The sequence below is a fragment of the Dictyobacter vulcani genome, assembly GCF_008974265.1.
Lineage (GTDB): Bacteria > Chloroflexota > Ktedonobacteria > Ktedonobacterales > Ktedonobacteraceae > Dictyobacter > Dictyobacter vulcani.
On the sequence record NZ_BKZW01000001.1, the window covers coordinates 118,575 to 137,869 of the forward strand.

15 protein-coding genes and 1 pseudogene are annotated in these 19,295 nt (G+C 45.0%); 6 read left to right on the top strand and 10 right to left on the bottom strand.

Going from position 1 to position 19,295, the window contains the following annotated elements; genetic code table 11:
* Positions 1 to 58 precede the first annotated feature (58 nt).
* Positions 59 to 1,480, bottom strand: a complete 1,422-nt coding sequence (locus tag KDW_RS00505) for a PQQ-dependent sugar dehydrogenase (protein WP_198925132.1) — start codon at positions 1,478 to 1,480, stop codon at positions 59 to 61.
* 337 nt (positions 1,481 to 1,817) lie between these two features.
* Between KDW_RS00505 and KDW_RS00510 the strand changes: the two genes are divergently transcribed.
* A complete protein-coding gene (locus KDW_RS00510) occupies positions 1,818 to 1,994 on the top strand; it encodes a flavin reductase (protein WP_151754156.1) in 177 nt (58 codons plus the stop codon).
* Between the two features lie 3,296 nt (positions 1,995 to 5,290).
* Positions 5,291 to 5,471 (top strand): annotated as a pseudogene (locus tag KDW_RS35640) (3-hydroxyacyl-CoA dehydrogenase family protein); the annotation flags it as partial.
* Positions 5,472 to 5,556: 85 nt separating this feature from the next.
* On the opposite strand, the gene KDW_RS00520 reads toward KDW_RS35640, so the two are convergent.
* The 4 genes from KDW_RS00520 to KDW_RS00535 all read right to left on the bottom strand — a co-directional run bounded on the left by KDW_RS00520 (position 5,557) and on the right by KDW_RS00535 (position 9,577).
* A complete protein-coding gene (locus tag KDW_RS00520) occupies positions 5,557 to 5,925 on the bottom strand; it encodes a hypothetical protein (RefSeq protein ID WP_233097568.1) in 369 nt (122 codons plus the stop codon).
* Positions 5,922 to 6,350: a cytochrome c oxidase subunit 4 gene (locus KDW_RS00525; protein ID WP_162004835.1), complete on the bottom strand. Its 429-nt coding sequence runs from the start codon at positions 6,348 to 6,350 to the stop codon at positions 5,922 to 5,924. The genes KDW_RS00520 and KDW_RS00525 overlap by 4 nt, the downstream gene beginning before the upstream one ends.
* Positions 6,351 to 8,380: 2,030 nt before the next feature.
* Positions 8,381 to 8,722: a hypothetical protein gene (locus KDW_RS00530; RefSeq protein WP_151754159.1), complete on the bottom strand. Its 342-nt coding sequence runs from the start codon at positions 8,720 to 8,722 to the stop codon at positions 8,381 to 8,383.
* A 267-nt stretch (positions 8,723 to 8,989) separates the two neighbouring features.
* The gene (locus tag KDW_RS00535; RefSeq protein ID WP_151754160.1) at positions 8,990 to 9,577 is read right to left on the bottom strand and encodes a hypothetical protein; all 588 of its coding nucleotides are present in this window, start codon (positions 9,575 to 9,577) and stop codon (positions 8,990 to 8,992) included.
* Positions 9,578 to 10,035: 458 nt separating this feature from the next.
* Between KDW_RS00535 and KDW_RS00540 the strand changes: the two genes are divergently transcribed.
* Positions 10,036 to 11,178: an ABC transporter ATP-binding protein gene (locus KDW_RS00540; RefSeq protein ID WP_151754161.1), complete on the top strand. Its 1,143-nt coding sequence runs from the start codon at positions 10,036 to 10,038 to the stop codon at positions 11,176 to 11,178.
* Between the two features lie 57 nt (positions 11,179 to 11,235).
* On the opposite strand, the gene KDW_RS00545 is transcribed toward KDW_RS00540, so the two are convergent.
* From KDW_RS00545 to KDW_RS00565, 5 genes are all read right to left on the bottom strand, one after another.
* A complete protein-coding gene (locus KDW_RS00545) occupies positions 11,236 to 11,565 on the bottom strand; it encodes a hypothetical protein (protein ID WP_151754162.1) in 330 nt (109 codons plus the stop codon).
* A 60-nt stretch (positions 11,566 to 11,625) separates the two neighbouring features.
* Entirely contained in the window at positions 11,626 to 12,684 is a 1,059-nt protein-coding gene (locus tag KDW_RS00550) for an ABC transporter ATP-binding protein (protein ID WP_151754163.1), read from the bottom strand.
* A gap of 73 nt (positions 12,685 to 12,757) precedes the next feature.
* On the bottom strand, positions 12,758 to 13,576 hold the full coding sequence (locus tag KDW_RS00555; protein WP_162004836.1) for an ABC transporter permease: 819 nt from the start codon (positions 13,574 to 13,576) through the stop codon (positions 12,758 to 12,760).
* A 5-nt stretch (positions 13,577 to 13,581) separates the two neighbouring features.
* On the bottom strand, positions 13,582 to 14,376 hold the full coding sequence (locus KDW_RS00560; RefSeq protein WP_151754165.1) for an ABC transporter permease: 795 nt from the start codon (positions 14,374 to 14,376) through the stop codon (positions 13,582 to 13,584).
* Between the two features lie 280 nt (positions 14,377 to 14,656).
* Positions 14,657 to 15,553, bottom strand: coding sequence for a hypothetical protein (locus KDW_RS00565; protein ID WP_151754166.1), 897 nt, complete (start codon positions 15,551 to 15,553; stop codon positions 14,657 to 14,659).
* Positions 15,554 to 16,496: 943 nt separating this feature from the next.
* Between KDW_RS00565 and KDW_RS00570 the strand changes: the two genes are divergently transcribed.
* The 3 genes from KDW_RS00570 (at position 16,497) to KDW_RS00580 (ending at position 19,291) form a co-directional block, all read left to right on the top strand.
* Positions 16,497 to 17,015, top strand: coding sequence for a serine/threonine protein kinase (locus KDW_RS00570; protein WP_151754167.1), 519 nt, complete (start codon positions 16,497 to 16,499; stop codon positions 17,013 to 17,015).
* A 19-nt stretch (positions 17,016 to 17,034) separates the two neighbouring features.
* On the top strand, positions 17,035 to 18,627 hold the full coding sequence (locus tag KDW_RS00575; RefSeq protein WP_162004837.1) for an outer membrane protein assembly factor BamB family protein: 1,593 nt from the start codon (positions 17,035 to 17,037) through the stop codon (positions 18,625 to 18,627).
* A 202-nt stretch (positions 18,628 to 18,829) separates the two neighbouring features.
* On the top strand, positions 18,830 to 19,291 hold the full coding sequence (locus KDW_RS00580; RefSeq protein ID WP_151754169.1) for a MerR family transcriptional regulator: 462 nt from the start codon (positions 18,830 to 18,832) through the stop codon (positions 19,289 to 19,291).
* Positions 19,292 to 19,295 lie beyond the last annotated feature (4 nt).

Below are 19,295 nucleotides of genomic sequence, written 5' to 3' on the forward strand. Positions count from 1 at the left end.
GAGAAATTTGCTAGCAGATGACCGAAGGCCAGGTAGTCTCAATCAGTCAGACTAAAAATTAGGCCTGATAGGACATTTTATAAATGGTGCCACTACTATCATCTGAAATAAAGATATTTCCTTGATGATCGATAGCAGTATCTACTGGTCTGCCCCAGATATTGGCATTATCATTCCAGCCCGTCACCAGATCAATCTGCTGTCCTGGCTGTTGTGATTGCGCATTCCATGGAAAATAGATAACTTTATAACCTGTTGGCTGCGTTCGATTCCAGGAGCCATGCAAGCTAATCAACGCTCCCGTATGCTGTGGATTAGCGGCCAGCGGATCTTGCAGGAATGTTAACCCCAGCGGTGCTGAGTGGGCCTGGATCCCTTTGTCGATACGAGTCATTTGACCACAGTTGACGTGCCCATCCGCGTTAAACTCTACATCACGATCAAAGGGCATCTGCTTCACACCGTTATCTGGATTGGGGTTACAAAATGGCCAGCCATAGTTGGCTCCTGCACGCACTCTGGTAAACTCTTCCGCTGGATGATTATCTACATAAGCTGGTATTTTCTGACCATACTGACCGGTAGCATCCTGGTGTGGATACAACAGGTTGTCGCGATTATTCACAGCGGCCCAGAGATCATTACTCCCTGGAACAAAAGCCAGCCCTTCAGCGTTACGTAGACCGCGCGCATAGAGTTTTCCCTGCGTGCCGTCAGCATTGTACTGATAGATCGCGCCACGCACAGGATTGCTCTGTGTATCGGCCAGGCAGGCATTACAGGTGGAAGCAATCGAAACATAAAGCTTGTGGTTGCTATCAAGCGCAATATTCTTCAACTCATGGCCATAGGCACCGTGTAGTTCACTGGTACTGCTATCTGGTAGATTAGCCACTACCACCTGCCGATCATGCGCCTGCGTATCACCTTTGTGATACATGAAACGGTTAATTTGATTCGTCTCAGATATATAAAGATATGTCTGCTGACCAATAGTATGGAACACCATATCATGTGGTCTGCGTAGACCAGTAGCAAAATCTGAAATAGTTGAATCACCTTGTTGGGAGGCCCGAACCAGGATAATTTTTCCTTCATCTGGTACAGAAACAAGCAAATCACCGTCTGGTGTGATAACCATAAAACGGGCCTTTGGAATACGGCTATACACAGCTATTTGCATTTTCGGCGGAACATTCAAATAGCGATCTTGTTCAAACACTCCGGTGCGCATCGCTGAAGAAACCTGAACCTTGACGCGCTGGCTGCCATTACTCGGCTGCGCCAGAATCTCCGCCACTGCCGATTTTTTCATTTTTTGATCCACCTGCGAAGTTGCGGTGGTCATGACGGTTGCTGTCGGACTGCCTGCTCCCGGCTGAGCATTCGTAGCAGTATTATTTTCACCACAACTACTCAATACTAAAGCCAAACAAAACCAGAATGCGGTCATGCTGGCAAGACGTGAATATTTTCGCACAGTACGTGGCTCCTTTTTCAAAACCATTCAACTCCCTGATTCAAACACGCACCACAACGTAATATGGTCCCACCACTCCCCATCTACTCAATTCAACAAACTTACTGCCTACAATACTTTCTTTACTCGATTTTCATATTCAAAATAGCAGCAAAGTACCATGCACGATAAAGAGGCTTAACCTGCAGATCGGTTCCTTTGCGATGTCTACCTGTAGCGTTATCCGGGCGTAAAAAGAGATGAAGTCGTCGACCTCGCTCGACCTCGGGTGGATACTTCCTTACGTTGAGCGATACAATGTGATAAGACATCTACATGAAAGAAATGAGGTAATATCATGGACCCGGCAGTAAAAAAGCAAGCCTTGCGGACATTTACCTATGGACTCTATGTAGTTATGAGCAAAGAAGATGAAGTGGTAAATGCCTTTACAGCCAACTGGCTGACGCAGGTTTCATTTGAGCCTGCATTGGTAGCGGTCTCAATTGAAAATGATGCAGACGCTGCTGATTGAACTACTCAAACGCTTTACGCATAAATGTCCTGCGTACTGGACAGCGCCCCTGGCAGAGGCTTAACCTGCAGATCGGTTCCTTCTGCGCATGTCACCGTAGCGTTTATCCGGCGTAAAAAGAGACTGAACGTTCGTCGACCTCGCATCGACCACTCGGTGGATACTGCTTACCCTGAGCGAATACAATGTGATAAATCATCTACATATACGAAATGATCAAACTGACGGTAATATCATCCTGGCACCCCCGGCAAAGGTAAAACAAAAGAGCAAGTCCCTGCGGATCATTTACCGAATGGACTCTAGTTGTTTTATGAGCAAGAAGTAATGAAAGTCTCTAAATACCTTACAGCAAATGGCTGACGCAGGTTTTCAGGTTTGAGCCTGCATTCGGTAGCGGTTCCTCAATTGAAATGACGCCAGATCGCTGGCACATGAACTTGAACCATTTATCAAACCTTTACCATCACAATGTCCCTGCGTACTGGACAAATACCGCGACTTGGGACAGGACATCTGGGCGTTCATCCCGAAGAATCCCATAGTAAGCTCTCACGGGCATCGAACTACCACAGTTGTATTTGACAATCGTTACCCGAGCTACAGGCAGGCTCTCTACTCCACTGGATCTAGCCTTATGGGTACGTCATACTGGTCCGCGAAGATGGGATATATACTTGCACCTTTTATTGCATCTGCACGAGCTTATAGAGTGCTGAAGGCAATGGCGTGGAAGTGCAATATTGCAGCTTACATATGATAATAGAGGCTCCGGCTTATGCGCCATGCTGGCACTAAAATATTCACTGCTAGAGTTGCAGACAGTTGACATTTCCTCACACACCGGAAACACTGTCCGTGCCGTCCTTTTACACACTATACATAATCACATAAGATACTCTCATTTATATCTCTCTTTACCTGCAAGAGATAATACACAAGAAAAAGGCAGTTGCCTGTATGGCAGCAACGAAAATAGTAGCAACCTCTCATAGAGCACACTGAAAAATTCATGCCTGCAATAGTCTCTTTTGACCAGTCAGAAATCCTCTATTACTGAATTGCTTCCGATGTAGAAGAATTTTTTTATAACTTAATTCCTAACTTCCTCTGTGTTATCTCCTGTTGTGTTATCCTGACCAATCATTGGCACTTTATCATTTGAAATGTTAGGCGATCTGGTTTAATATCTCTTATACAACACTTACACTCTTCGCTTTCATGGGGATGTCTGCCTCCACCTCGTATCTATTTAGATGTGATTTGATGTTCTCGCTACTTCTCATGTGCCGTTAATGAAATGACGAGCACCTCTTACTTCTCAAACCTCTCACCTGACGTTCGTATCCGGTCTTCTTATTTGGTGTTATCAGAGGTCACTTTTCTCCATTCAAACTTGTCTTTCCTCCTCCCGCATATATGCTTTTCTCCCACTTTTATGCTCCTTACATCTGCTTCGCCCATATGTCGTACCCCCTCACGCTACTGATAATACATTTTGTCTCACCGATGATCTTGTGCGGTCGACCAATTTTGGTTTACGTTATTCTGAAGGAGCCAATGGATTCGCTCCCTGTTCTATTCATCGGACAAAGGTGAACTTTGTTATTATTTCAACTCTGGAGGTGTCTCCATGCCCCAAGCGCGGCTGGTTCTTCCCTCCGGTTGAAGGCAGCATCTCTTTCTTTTACTGACTGGTTATTGTCTTAGTAATACACGACATGACATATTACGGTCCTAATGGATCATACCGCCCATAGCAATAATCATAAACACTGTCCGCTCTGTCACTATTTTTGTTCCACTAGTGAACTGGCACCTATTTTGATGAGTCCCAAATCCATTTCTTGATTTAGCTCTGTCATACAGATAATGGTCAATGGCTGATTCGTCATTGATACTTACGTCATTTTTTCAACGTAGTCTTCAAGCAACCATCATTCATAACGATGACATTCCCTACACACTTTCGTTTTCAACCGTTTGTTTTTCAATATTCGTTTGTTACTACGCAAAGTTTCTCAAAAACGGCGTAATTGATAACCAGTGTCGCTCGTTCGCTGAGCATATTCATCCATTGCAAGTGGAATATATTCTTTTTTCAATATAATACTCAAGTCAGTATTAAAATATTTGTCTATCCTAAGTTATCATTGCATCCAATGAGTCTTTCGCAAAGTTGGCGTTATTGGATTGTCGAGGTTTTATTGGTAGGCTGCTATATCGCTTCGAAGACCTCTCATCGGGCGCTCAACGCCTAGTGATTCACTATAACACCATCGTACGCCGAGTCATCAACCAAGGTGATTATCTTCTGGATTATTATATAGGTGGGTTTCACCCTTATTTCTCCTGATTTGTCCTCTCTATTGTGATCTCGCCTGGTGCAAAAGATGTTAAGTACAATCTTGGTGAATAAATTTATATTCCGACCCAATCAGGCTGCAAAGTAGACTTCTAGCGAATTTTATACTATATAATCGTCTTTGCAATCAGAGCATCTGATATCTGAATCTGTAGCCAGAATTGAACAAGATCTGGCGCGTATTCTTCTTATCTATATTTCTCATTCATATTTTCTTTTGTGTATGTTTTGTTATACTCGCTTCTTTTCGACATTTACTCTTCACGCCATCTTTCAATTTAATTCCCAAGCCAGTAATTATTCTCCAGAGGAATTGTGTGCTCAAGAAATTATTCTTGTCAATTATCCTACTCTCGACCTATTTCTCAAACCCAGATGCATTTATAACAATTTTATCTTCTTCTCTAGCTAACTTACTTCATTCTCACATTAAGTGTTACTAAACCCGCTAGATAATTCGTTGCGCGCTCGCTCTCGGTTCCACCAAACGTTCTCCGACTCTATGTGTCCGTGACTGTCATCTTTCTTTACAACATTTCCTGCTTTCTTGATCATCCAATCCAACTCGGTTGAGACTTGTCGCGCAGTCTAATCCAGCCTCGGATCGAAACAATTCGCTACGCGTCAAACAATTTTTCTCAATACGCATGGGTATGACACCCTGGTCGCTGGCCCAAACAGTTTACTTGTCTACCAATTTTTCACATACGTGTCTAATGCTATTACTTTCTTATCTTCTTCTGCCTTATTCTTCTATGTTATTCGACGTCAATCTGTTCTTCATTCGGATCTCTTTTCTCTTTTCCACTTGACTTTTTTATTCTAGCTTATCACGTTTTCTGCTATCTGGTAATATATATTGTCCATTGGTCGGACACGCTCTTTCACGAATCTAATTATGCGAAGTACGCGTAGAAACTCGCTGCGGCTTCCTATGGGACCTTCACGTCCTGGACTACGTAAAGGACTGATTACGACGCTACTGGGCCGGTGAAGCCATCTATGATGAGTATAAAGATCCTCTGTATGCTCCACCACCACTCTTACGCCGCATGGTGCAGTCTGGACACTATGGCAAGAAAAGTGGTAAGGGATTTTACGATTACCAGTAAAAATTGAGGAGAGAAAAAAAATGGCAGGGATGCCATTTCTTGCAAGAAAAAAGGGCTGTGAGTTTAACTCACAAGCCCCTTTATTTTAGTCGGCAGCTACTACGCGAGGAGGCAGAGATCGGCGCGTATTATAACCACGGCGATCAGAGACATAGCGCTGAGGCGTTGGTCGTACCTCTTCAGGACGATATGAGCCAGCTGCATCGGTGTTGATACCAGGGAAGTTGGGACCATAGTTGTAGTGGCCAGTCTCGGCAGGCGATAAAGGACCACGTGCAAACATTGGCACGCCTTTGACCTGTGGTACACCAAAATCAGGCGTCTCATTATAGAGATCGGCTGGCACGCGATCAAGACCGCGCTTCAGCAAATCAACTTCGCTGACCTTCAGACGTACAACATCATTTACAATATTGCTTTCAATGAAACGGAGAGGCACATAATAAACCTTCATGGAGAGACCCCACGATCGGCCAGAATATAGTTGCCCAGGCGAGCCTGCACTGTACCCAGCGACTCACCGTCTCTATCAATGATGCTTTGACCAATTTGGAATTTTGCCAGCTCTCCTGCTAGCTGCGGAGAAGAAATATATGTTTCCTTCATTGCAGCCATCGGATCTTCTAGTGCCCATCCCAGGATACCGATAAGGACGAAGACGGCGCCCACCAGCGTTAACCATGGAGCGTCGGGAATGAACAACAAGCCAATTATCGCCACCAAAATTGCGACGCTGAGTAAAACAGGCCACAGGCTTGGATTGGGTAAATGAACATGATGTTCTTCCTCAGTAGCCAGTGCCTCCTCCTCATGATCTGCGACGAGAGCACTCTCTTTCTCGTCCAGGGCGGGATTCACACGTTGAAGAGAACTATCCATAAGCATTTCCTCTAGAATGTAGTGACACTCCTGTCCCCTAAAGGGTGACAGGCTTCTGAGCAACGTCGGGGTGGTAGCCTATCTCCGAAGAGAGCACGTCTACAACGTGTGGTTGAAGCCCTGACTGACTCAGACAACAAAGGGGCGTGTCTGCCCTCCTACTACTTCAGTCCTTTCGAACGTACGTAGATACGTTGGTGCTACAAGTCTCTGCCTCGATCACGCGCCAACACGTGAGGCATTTGGAGCAAACAAAATACTTCTTGTGCCAGGGGTATCTGGAGGAGCAGGCCAACGGGCTTGTACCGTACCTACGAGCACAACCACCCTGGTTATTCGTATACGCTCTCTCTACGTATTCTATCAAAAAAAGGTGAAATGCACAACCACCCTATCCACCGGAAAAGGACTCGCCTTTCATCCCGTCCCATGAATGGAGACGAGACTTCCAAGCTCGGTAGTTAAAATCTGTGCGGACGAGTATCCCCTATAAAATTGTCCTGCTCTTAACAATAGCACAAAATCCCCATTTTTGACCAGAGTATAGCCTTCCCGATCAGGGTACACGTATGGTATGACTGCCGGCCTATGCGTAACACATACGTGTGCCTTGCCACAAGTAATGTGTCGTCAGGAGAGGAGTTCCTGGACGATCTCTTCTGGATGGAGTTGCTTACGCTTATTCCAGGCAGCCACAACGATATGTTGAATAACCCGACTATGGGTACGGCCAGGATGCCACCAACGATCCCAAAGAGCTCAACTGCCTTCGAAACAACGACGAGCATGGCCAGGATAGGAGGGAGGCATGCCCAACGGCGCTCTCCAGAAAGTGGGCTCTACATCAGTCTCCTCTTATCGTGTATGATACGCCCTGAAGTCCAGTAAATCACAAAAGTTATCTCCGCGACAATGAGGGATCGTGCAATCCCATCCAACTCCTCGCGGAATATCGCCATTCAATGATTCTGACAGACGTCGGCGTATCATTTTTTTCTTTCATCACCAATATGCCCACTCTTCTGATCATACCACCGGGGTTGTATTATTGATGAGTCACACATAACACATAGTCTCTTAATTAAGACTGACATAGGGACTCCCAACTTGCCACCTACCGTCACGGCCTCAACTTTCCTGTTCAGCATCGCCAGGCTATGGCTCCGACGATACAGAAAGCCGGCGAAAAATATGCACTCAGCCTTTGGTTTGCATCTACAATCCTATCAAGCCAGTGTCGAAAATTTCTCTTGATCCTCTATTTTTTCTGATCATTGAACTGAGTATAAATCACAAGCTTTTATTCTTTTTTTTTTATTATGTCTTTTCTTCGTTTCCTTTTTCGCGCATCTCTAGCTGGCCATACCGTTGTACTACCGCAGCCTGTCTTTCTGATAATAGTTTAACACCCTCCAGTGTGTCTTGGCTCATACACAATGATATCGATCAGATCAACATTATTAAGTCCCCCTCTATCTTTGTCGCACCGAATGTGTTATTCATATAAGCGCACCCATGAAAGATATGTTTCCTTATTGACGTGTTCGAATACATAAGAGCTGTTGTCTTCATAGAGTTAGTTATTCCTTTATTGCTTGTGTAGAATATTCACATACCCTCTGTTTAGGTTTATTCAAGATGCCTGTTTGGATCCCTTCTTGTTGTTTCCCTGTTCTTTTGTACTCCTTTTCACGACCTTGAATCTCAGTTGATTCTAATTCCCTTATTCACGCTCTTTCACTTTTTTTTTCTTTTCACTATTTCGTTCTCATTTTTTTTCTCACCTTTTCTGGTTTTTTCTTTTCTATTTTCTCTTATCTAGGTTCTTTTTCTCTATAGTTCAATTCACTTTTTCATTTTTCGTCCTTCATCTTTCTTCCTGTGCTCAATTTCTCTCATGGTCTCTCATCTTATGAAAATACAACCTTGTGTGCTTGATCAATCCTGTAATGCGGCAATTTGATTAAAGACAACCTGTCCAACGCTGGCAACCAGCAAGCATAACGCCACCAATAATAATACAAAGACAATCACAATAGCGATAACACGCGGATGAAGCGTTCAAGAAAGAGCACAATCGGATAAATGAGGTATGCCAGGAGTGCACCTGCAAAAATCAATGTAAGTGCTGCCCCGACACGTGCCACGGCCATAAAAAAGAAGTAGAAAAGAATAGCCCAGATCAAGATTGCCGCACCAACGATCAATCGCCGCGTCCATAAAGCACGAAAGTTGGCTGCGCGCCGGGACTTCTCCTGGTTCTCCACTGTGTCGGCTGAACCTGGTTTTGGTGTTGTTGCCACCTGCGTGGAAGATGAAACTGCATTCTTCTGAGCAGTCATCTCCTGCGCTGGCTGTTCCATAGAACCCATGGATCGGATACCTCCGAAGTTTTAAAGTTGCAATCGCATCCTTTTTCTGTCTGCCTGTTTTTAAAGGAGACAGTGCGCTGCATATATAGAGCAAGTATACCAGCATAGGACTATATTTTGCATTCCCCGGGGTGAATGTATCCATATCACAATAAACATCTATTCTCACCCAGACCCATCGTTACACTGCCTGAGTCCCTGGCATAATGCTCTACTTTTCTCATTGGGATTAAATAACAATGGTTAGCATTTGTTGGAGTTCCCGGTTCAACGGCTGGCGCGCTTGAATGTGTTTTCAGTCGGGTACTTCATATCTCCTGATAACTTCTGCTTGCTCGATAAATAGAAGTCCTGGTCTACCTGCCTCTTGATGATTGCGTCTTGCATGAATGCCAACAACACAACACGCTGTTCAGATGCAACTGACTGGGAAGGCAAGGTAAGGATCGAGCGTTGTGCCAGGGCAAGTAAAGCCGTGGAGATATTCAATACACGAGCTAATCCCAACTTATCCAATAGAGCTGTGTGTTTCTCTTCCTCGATGTCATCAAGTAAATCAAGAGCAGATATAAAACACATTATTGCGGCAGCTACGCTGGCAGCGGTATCGGGATCAATCTCAGGTTCAATATACTTAGCAATCAAGAAAGGAAACAGCAGAGATATACCAGCATATTTCCTGTCGTCACCTTTCTGCATTACAGCACCAAACAATCTTTCAGGATCGTGGAAAACCTGGCTCACATCAGCTTTCACATGTTCATCGAGCGATGATACCAATAACGCTAAATGTTTTAATATGCTTTCTTGCCGATCAGCAAATAACGGAAATAAAGCGATAGGTTGCTTATTCATAACAACAACTTTCTATTATTGCTATATTAAACCACAATGTAATTTTATTGAAAATCGTAATTTTCAATATGCAGTGATATTTTTATCCACGAGATATTTCTATCAGGCCATTTCTTCTCATACTCACCGCGAGTTTTTTTTCTCCTCTAGTTATTGATATTTTTTTCACAATCGACCGTTCTACACTCGAGAAGGTTTTTTCCTGCAATGCTATTTCTTTCATTCCTGGAATAAATTTCAGGCTACCCTTATCGTCTTATTTTTACCTGTATAAGGTTATAGTATACACTGAAACATTGATATTCATCATTATTTCAGTGTATAAGTGATGCATAGCAGTTATGTTCCATCTGGCTGTTATTTAGTACGTTCACAAGTAGCAAAACTTGCGCTATTGGAAGAACAACAAGGATGATCATGCTCACTGTTCAGGATTTATCAATGGAGATGATACATGTATGAGTAAATTGGAAGTACGCAATATTTCAAAATGGTATAACGAGAAACTTGCAGTAGAGAACATGAGCTTTACGGTAGATGATGATGAGCTTTTTGTTCTACTTGGTCCATCTGAGAGCGGCAAAACAACTCTTTTCCGGATCATTTGTGGCTTTGAAAATCCTGATGAGGGAAGTATCTGGCTCAATGGTTATGATGTCACCAAACACGAGGCCGCGCAGCGCAATATCGCTGTGGTTTTTCAGGATTATGGCCTCAATCCCAGACTTACGGTTTATAATAATATTGCCCAGAGCCTGCGCTTTCGCCGCTTTCCAAAAAGTGAAATCGAGATGCGCATCGTCATGGTGGCTGAGATGCTGGGCTTAAAGGATAAACTACAGGTCCAACCCAAAAATCTTTCAGGCGGTGAAATACAACGTGTCGCTATCGCTCGCGTGATGGTTAAAGATGCTGATTTGTATCTCTTCGATGAACCAATTTCTCAATTGGATCCCGGTACACGACGGCGTACACGCCAGGAAATTTTGATGGTTCAGCGCATTAAAAAGAAACCTGGTATCTATATTACTCAGGATCAATTTGAGGCGTTTAGTATGGCGAATCGTATTGGCCTGGTTGCTGATGGCCGTATCCAACAAATTGGGAGTCCTGATGAATTGGTACAAACACCGGCAAATTTATTTGTAGCGCGTTTCCTCAGTGACCCACCACTGAATATAATCGAAGGCTATATTCAACTGGTTGGCACACGTTATCATTTGAGAAGCGAATGCATGACCATTTCGTTTCCTCCCCCATGGACACCGCTGCTTTCACGACTCGGACCACAGTCTAAAATCATCATGGGCATACGTGCTAACATTATTGTGCCTGAATGGTCATTTTCAGCGCTAGGGGCGGCTCCTCGCGTAATGATGCGCGCCCAGGTTATCCATTCTGGACCATTAATGGGACGCCGTACAGTGTTGTTGCGTGTAAGCCAGAACGTAGAAATAACAGCAGAGTTTAAAGATAATATCAGCATTCAAAATGGCCAGATCATCACTGTCGCCATCAATCCTGATCAAATGTTTTTCTTCCATCCTCACACGGAGGAGTTGCTCAATCCAACCCATACCTCGGTTTTTAGCATGCACTGATACCACTTTATTTTTTCGTTGAACTGGTCTCTATTTGTGACACAAACAGAGACCAGTTCAGGATTCAAGTTCTGAAGGTGGTAACCACTCGTGTTTCTCTACTAATTTCTTGCCCTTACGCCAGCGTAAAACTATAGGTGGAGCATCTTTCAGGATGCGATCTGATGACCATGGTGCCACTGGCGCCATAATTAATTCCGCCAATCCCAATAAGACAGTATCATAATTGACACGCCATCCCTGATAATCTTTCCATGCTTGCTCACGGTCCACTACCAGCGGCACATCGGCAGCAGCTAATTGATCAAGCGCCGCGTCGAATTCAGTGCGGGAGATACTGATTGGATCGGTATATGTAGCATTAGCAGGATAACGTATTAAAAACATTTTAGCTCATCTATACTACGCCTGAGGTCACTTGTATCTTCGCTTATATACAATCATTACTTATACAGGCATGCCAATATCTCCAAGTAAGAGATCTTTTTCATAAATGCGCCGAATAATATCTTCAATGTCAGGCTCACGAAAGGTCACGTCGCGTAAAGTATAACGTGCACCTAACCATGCTACAAGTTCGTGTGCTGGCAAGGCTTCACGGCCAAAACCAAGCTCGATCTGCGGCCCGTCCAACTTCAGTAAACGCACGCCAGCGGGTAGATCGGGCAATGTAGCTAACCCATCTTCAGCACTGGGTAGCATTGCTAATCTCGCCAACTCAGATCCATCCAGGACAGCAATCAGCGTTCTCTCACCGCCGAAGCGGGTGCGAATATCTTTGACAGCACCATCATACAGTTTACGCCCATGGTCAATAATCAAGATGCGTGGACACAGAGTTTCGATATCATCCATATCATGTGTCGTAATGAGCACAGTAGTCGAACGCTGAGTATTAAGCGCAAGCAAAAATTCTCGGATGCGCGCTTTCGCAACCACGTCCAGGCCGATAGTTGGTTCATCCAGATACAGCAGTTCAGGCTCATGGAGCAGAGCCGCCGCCAGATCGCCGCGCATACGCTGTCCCAACGACAATTGACGGACCGGGGTATCAATAAATTCATCCAGATCCAACATTACGCGCAGTTGCTTCAAGTTCTCACGATGACGCGCTTCCGGTACGCGATACAGGTGTCGTAATAATTGCAGAGAATCTAACAGCGGCAGGTCCCACCAGAGTTGCGTTCGCTGTCCAAAAACAACACCAATACGTTTGGACAGTTCACGGCGCTGATGGATTGGCGTAAGCCCTGCTACACGTATCTCGCCACCTGAAGGGGTTAAAATACCTGTGAGCATTTTGATGGTGGTACTCTTGCCAGCCCCGTTTGGTCCAACCAACCCTACCATCTCTCCTCGCTGTACCTGTAAGGAAAGATCCTGTACCGCAGAGACTATACGTACCTCAGGATCTACAATGCTACGCAGACCACCAAATATACCTGGTCGACGCTTAGCCACACGGAAGTTTTTCTGTAAAGCTTGCGCATCTATGATAACCGTCATCGTCCTCACCTTTCCTGTAACATGACAGATCGGCATATATATTTTTCATCTTCTTATACCAGGGACCTGTAATCTAACTGCCTGTGCTTTGATAGTGACGTACCCCAAAGGTCCAGATCCAACCTGAGACCAGGGCGAACAAAAGGGCGACGATAGGAGAGGCCAGAGCCAGCTCTGCTGGCAATCCAAATGGAAGAGGCCGCTCCAGCACATAGCAGACCGGAACATATGAAGCAAATGCCACAGGCACAATGAATAGAAAAAAGCGTTGCAGTACCTGATGGTAGATTGTCAAAGGATAGCTCAACATCTCACGGCTTCCATATGTCAGGATATTGGTGATCTCGGTGGTTTCGACAGTCCAGAAACACAATGTGGCGCCTAACAATACAATGGATAGGAATATAATGGTTCCACTTATGATGCCAATTCCTAATACAAGCAGTTTGAAAAATGTCCAGTGAAGCGCTGGTAAGAAATGCAGGGCGAGTGCAAAAGCCAGCATACCCTGTGTGATGCGCCCCAGACGACGTAAGCGAAAATCATTACCAATCACCTGGACAAATGCACTGACTGGCCGCAATAACACACGATCAAACTCGCCGCGATTGATTAAAACAGAAAAGTTGTCGATCCCTGCTCCAATTAATTCTGATAGACCAAAACTCAGCGACATCACTGCTGCCAGCATAGCCACTTCACCAACATGCCAGCCGAGCAATGTCCGAAAAGGTACAAAATAGAGCAATAGCGCGACGAACTCCAGTCCTGTTATACCCAGGTACGAAATAATATCTAACGACAAGTTGGCCTTATACTGCAGTTGCGCTTTGATCTGTATCACTAATAAATGTTGATACAATTGCAGATCTTCCCAAAGATTTCGCCACATCTCTTTTATCCTCCCTGGACAACCACATGCTGTCTGGCTACCTGTACCAACCACAGAACCAGGCATGTCAGAATGATTAACCAGCCCACCTGCAGCCCAAATGCTCCCCACAGTAAACTGCCAGATATTTTTCCGAGAAAGACTTGAACTGGAAGATCCATAAAGCCACGAAAAGGCAACCAGTTGACGATAGTCTGAAGCCAGCCCGGAAGCAGCGGCAATGGAATAAAACTACCCGTAAGAAATTGAGCAATGGTAAGCGCAAAGGACACCACTGCCCGTGCCTCAATAATCCAAAAAGCCACGATATTATAAAGAAAGCGATAGGCAATTCCAAGTGTGGCTCCAAATGGGGGGATCAAACCAAAAGCAAGCCAGGACTGCCATGTCAATGGTACACCCAACTTGAAAATCACCATGCCCGCCAGATACGTTGGCAAACCACGAAAAATGGCATAGTACACATTTTTTCCCATCTCGCGACTAAACCAGTACAGATAAAAGTCACAGGGTTTGCTTAGATCTGTCACAACATCGCCAGTCCGAATGGTCTGCATCAAATCTGTAAAGCCAAAGGGCAACACGACCATCAAGATCGCTTGCATCATCCAGGTATAACGTAAAGTATCGTGAACATCATAACCCGCTACCACAGGACGAACAGCATAGAGCGCAATGATGATGTAGCTGACAATCAACGCAAAAAATATATTAGTACAAAGGCCAGCCAGATTAGCCCAGCGATAGACAATCTGCCTCCGAAAGGCGGTCCCCGCCACCTCAAAGTAGAAGCGTAGCATTATCTTCTCCTATCTGATAGTGAGCAAACAGAAAAAAACCAGGCACCTGACAAATTGGTCCCCGGCTCATACGCTACAATTTTTGGCATGCAAATACGCAGGATAGAGGAAAACTACCCTGTAACCTTCATCGTCAGTAATTACTTACCTCTGATTGCGGAAGGGACGATTAGTATAGCGGAAATGGAGATGAGCGTCAACATCTTTACCAGGCTTTTTTGACAGATGAACGGTTTTTTCTGAATATTCTTCCAATATTGATAAACGCAAATATTTTGATCTATCGTTCTTTATCTAATGGATCTGGAACGGCTGGATAGGCACGATAAGTATTCAACTCAGATAAGGTGGCTCGGCCTTCCTGGCTTTGTTGACTTGGATGAGCACGTTCTAGCGGCAACTGTTGATGATGGTACAAACGATTAGAAATCAAGGCACTATTAGAGGTCATTGCGACTTGCATAGCTTCAATCAACTGCTCCAACCGCTCTACGCTTTTGGCGGCATTTTGTGTTACAGCGATGCTCTCATGGGATGAGGATAAAGATTCAGTAGTAGCAAAGTTGCCTGGCTGTGGCAAAGAAAGTTGTAGCGCGGTAATCTGAGTCTGGGTTGTCTGTCCTAGCTCTTTCAAGGCTGCCAGCACTGTTTTTTGCAGGGCAGTCAAGCGTTCTTCAATGGTATTATCAACCAGTGTGGCAAGTTCTTCCCAGGGAATCTCAGTCTGTACTTCGATGGTATCAAATTCTGGTTGCCCTTCAAGGGTATAAGACATCGTCAATTCTGAATCTTGAGCTGTTGCTGCGAAGCGCTGGTGCATCATTTGTTCTATGGCTAACAGCTGAGCAGCCAAGGCACGATCTATTGTATCCTCATAACGCTGTTGTTGTTGCTGCTGCTGGATCTCAAATGCATGTTCCAAAGCCTGCACATAATGAGTCTGCTGACTATTAAATTGCTGCTGTAAAAATTCACGTGTACGCGTATGCTGGTCAGTCAAACGCTGTGAGATTGTACGCGCTAAATCGTGGTGAACAGTAGTCACACGCTGCTCAAACTCACGTCGCAATGCTTGCAGGCGTAAATCAAAGGTCCGCTCCAGATCATGACGCTGCGCCAACAGCTTTTGCTCCATGATTGTGTTGAGTGATTGTAGTTCATCTTGCGTAAACGCCATTGAACGGTACCTTTCCCCTTCTTCTGCATCCATTTAGCTGGTATGCATTGTGGCTCATACAACAACGAACATCAGAGATGTGGCTAGTATGGCCACAATAATGTAATATTAACAGTCGATCACCTCAACAGGCAGATTCTAGCTCTTTTGCTGGACACGGTTATAGGGTCTACCTTGCTGTCCCCTTAGTATAGAAACAGCATAACAAGGTGTCAACGTCTCTAAAGGATAAAGCCCAAGTTGGCTATTCAACAAGCTTCACAACACGTTGCACCCGGTAAAAATTCAAAAATATTCAAGCCGTTTTCGGCTTAGCCGGGAGATATGTATTCCAGTATTCAAAGGATATGGGATATTGTAATACTATATAAAGCAGGGTTATATATCTATAAATTCAACATTACACACATAAATAAGTGGACAATATGCACATTACAATATAAATCTATAACTTGTATAATGCATCTAGTAGGAAGGAAACCTCCCTATGAGGCAAGGAAGCCTCGAATAATTCATCACCCTAAAAATCACCTGATCCCCAAAAAACCACAATCTATGAAGCAACTACCCACTAGATTAGCATCACAATACACTCCATTTCAAATATACTTTGTTTGTGAGACAATTCTCCTCACCCTCTCTTTCAACAATACATTCACATTCACCTGCTCATGCGTCATCAACTGGCTCATAGGTGCTATAATGATCACCATCTACTATTTGCTATAAACCAACTATTACATTAATGAAGGTAAGCAAAAACTGAACAGTACTATCTACTACCTGCAATAGTTACAGGTACAATCACTAAATTGAGGTCAGTAAGTCTTCTTGCTGACGAGAAAAGCAGAACTCAATCCTAATCTCCCTTCTGCATTGTCTATAAATCGTATATAATTTTAGGTGACACATTCAATACAGCCTCTCTACGCAAAGGACGCGCATGGTGAACGACAAATTAATAGGTAGCCAGCTTGGCAGTTATATCCTCGTGGAGTTATTGGGTCACGGGGCATTTGGCAGCGTCTACCTCGGGAAGCACTTTCTACTGGAGCACAAACAGCCTGTGGCAATCAAGGTGTTAAATACAACCTTGAATACCCAGGAGGAGATTGATCGCTTTTTTCAGGAAGCCGTAATTCTCGACAAATTGACTCATCCCAATATTCTTCCCGTGGTTGATGCCAATCTGTATGAAGGCTATCCCTTCTTTGTAGCAGAATACGCTCCCGGCGGCTCTTTACGTGATCTTTTAGATACTTTTGATGGGGCCCCGATGCCTTTAATGGATGCAATGCACATCCTGAATCAGGTCGGCCAGGCGTTGCAGCATGCCCATGATCTGGATATTGTTCACCGGGATCTTAAGCCCGCCAATATCCTGTTCAATGCTGATGGAAACGCCCTGCTGGCGGATTTCGGCATTGCTATTCAGGTGCAAAAAAACACGCCGCGTCGATGAGATTGGCACACCACCATATATGTCGCCGGAACAGTTTAAAGGCAAGATCAGTAAGAAGAGTGATCAGTACGCACTCGGCTGCGTAGCTTATGAATTACTGACTGGACAACAATTGTTTACAGCCGACGATCCATATACCATCGGTTATAAACATATTTACGAACAACCAGTTCTACCTCGCGATCTCAATCCAAATATCCCACCCGCCATCGAGATTGTTATTCTGAAAGCACTGGCGAAAGAACGGGATGATCGCTTTGAGAATGTTGCGGATTTCGTTATTGCTCTACGCGAGGCAGTAGGTTTACCGATGACTCAGAGTACGCCTCTGCCACCATTGCGCAACCCATCCACTGCGACGCCACCGGTCAAAAAGGTTGATGGTGTACTTGATCCAAATTCAGCGCAGCGTGATGGCTCACAGGAGCATTGGACGCATCAGGTCCCGGATCACCATCGAACATTGTCGAATACAGGAGGTGCATCAACACCGCAACCCTTCGTACGCCCGCCTGCCCAGACTCCAATCGCCAATCGCGCAAGGGCGCGAGCTTCTTCCAATAATGGAAGCTCCAATTCGTCACGGACGGTGCTCGCCTGGTCAGTCACCACAGGACTGGATCATACTTACTACTCAGAGCCGGCGGTCTTGAATAGCGTCGTTTACGCTGGCACCTATACCACGACGATTGATAATCCTTTGAAAGAAGCGAATCAGTTACGTGCGTTGGATGCTCTTACCGGTCAACAACTCTGGGCGGTCACCACAAAATATGGCATCTATGATGCGCCAGTCATTGCCAGCGGTGTCGTCTACGTTTGTGCTGGCAATATCAATCAGCCAGGGGAAGTCTATGCAGTGGATGCTGCGGCCGGAACTGTACTCTGGTCCTTTCCAACGGATGAATTTATTAAGGTACGACCAACGATTGCTAACGATATCGTTTATGCCTATCCAGACCATGCTGTCCATGCGCTGGATGCCCAAACTGGCAATGAAATCTGGGGCGTAACTATCAAAGCAGGTCTGGCGCACCGGCCAGCCATCGCTAGCGGTCGCATGTATCTGATAACGGAACGCGGCTACTGCTATGCGTTAGACGCTTTGACAGGTGAAAAGCTCGAAACATTTACCGATCTGGGTGAAGTCCATGCTGCCGAGACAACGGTTGCTGGCATCAACTGCATCTGCTCCGCAGATGGGGAACTGTATGCCATTGATATGCAAACACAGCAAAGGATCTGGAGCACGCGTCTGGATAAACAGATCTCTGGCGATCTGATACTCAAAAATGGTGTGGCGTATGTTGGTTCTCATGGAGGCTTTGTGGGTGATTCAGCCAATACAAAACTTCATGCGATCGACACTACCAATGGTCAGATACTCTGGGTTGCCCATCTCAGGCATGAAATTGAGTCGGCCCCAGTCGTCACAGATAATAATATTGTCTACGTCAGTACGTTCGGGCGTGAGCTTTACGCCATTGATGCTCAAAATGGACGCATTCTCTTTACCTCCAAGTTAGGAAAAGGGCGTATCAATCGTCCAGCCGCCGAACAAGGGATGATCTTTGTGAGTACCGGCGAAATGCATGCTTTGGAAATCAAATAAAAGTCAGAAAAGAGCTAGAAAGACAAACGCTTATTTTTTACAGAGCGTTTTCTGATGGCTCTTTTTTGGCCTGATATTGTGGCTGATTTTCTCGCTCCCACATCGCGCTTGGAATATTCATGAAAGATGCAAACAGAAACAGCTATAAATAATATTATCAATTATATAGAGTCAGGACAGTCAAAAGAAACACTTGAGCAGCATGGAAGATTTAACAATCAGTCAGGTCGCAGGTCAGGCTGGAATACGCCCATCCGCAATCCGTTACTACGAGAGTATCAATGTTCTTCCACCTCCACGCAGGGTCAGCGGGCAACGACGCTATGATGCCGCAGTAATTGATCAACTCACCTTTATCCAGATTGCCCAAAAATTGGGATTTACACTGACCGAAATACAATTGCTCTTTCAAAATCGCGATGCCGAGGTTCCACTTTCTGATTTCTGGCAGGGATTAGCACAGCAAAAACTTACTGAAGTAGATAAGCTGATTCAGCAAGCACTGGGTATCCGTAAATTGCTTGTCCGAGGTTTGAATTGCCACTGCCCTAACCTGCACGACTGTATCAATTGTGTGCTTACTAATTGCCATGGATCACCACCACATGCTGCAAAAAACGTGCGCCCAAACCGGACTGGTTCAGGCACAGTTCAGCAGGATTAGTTTA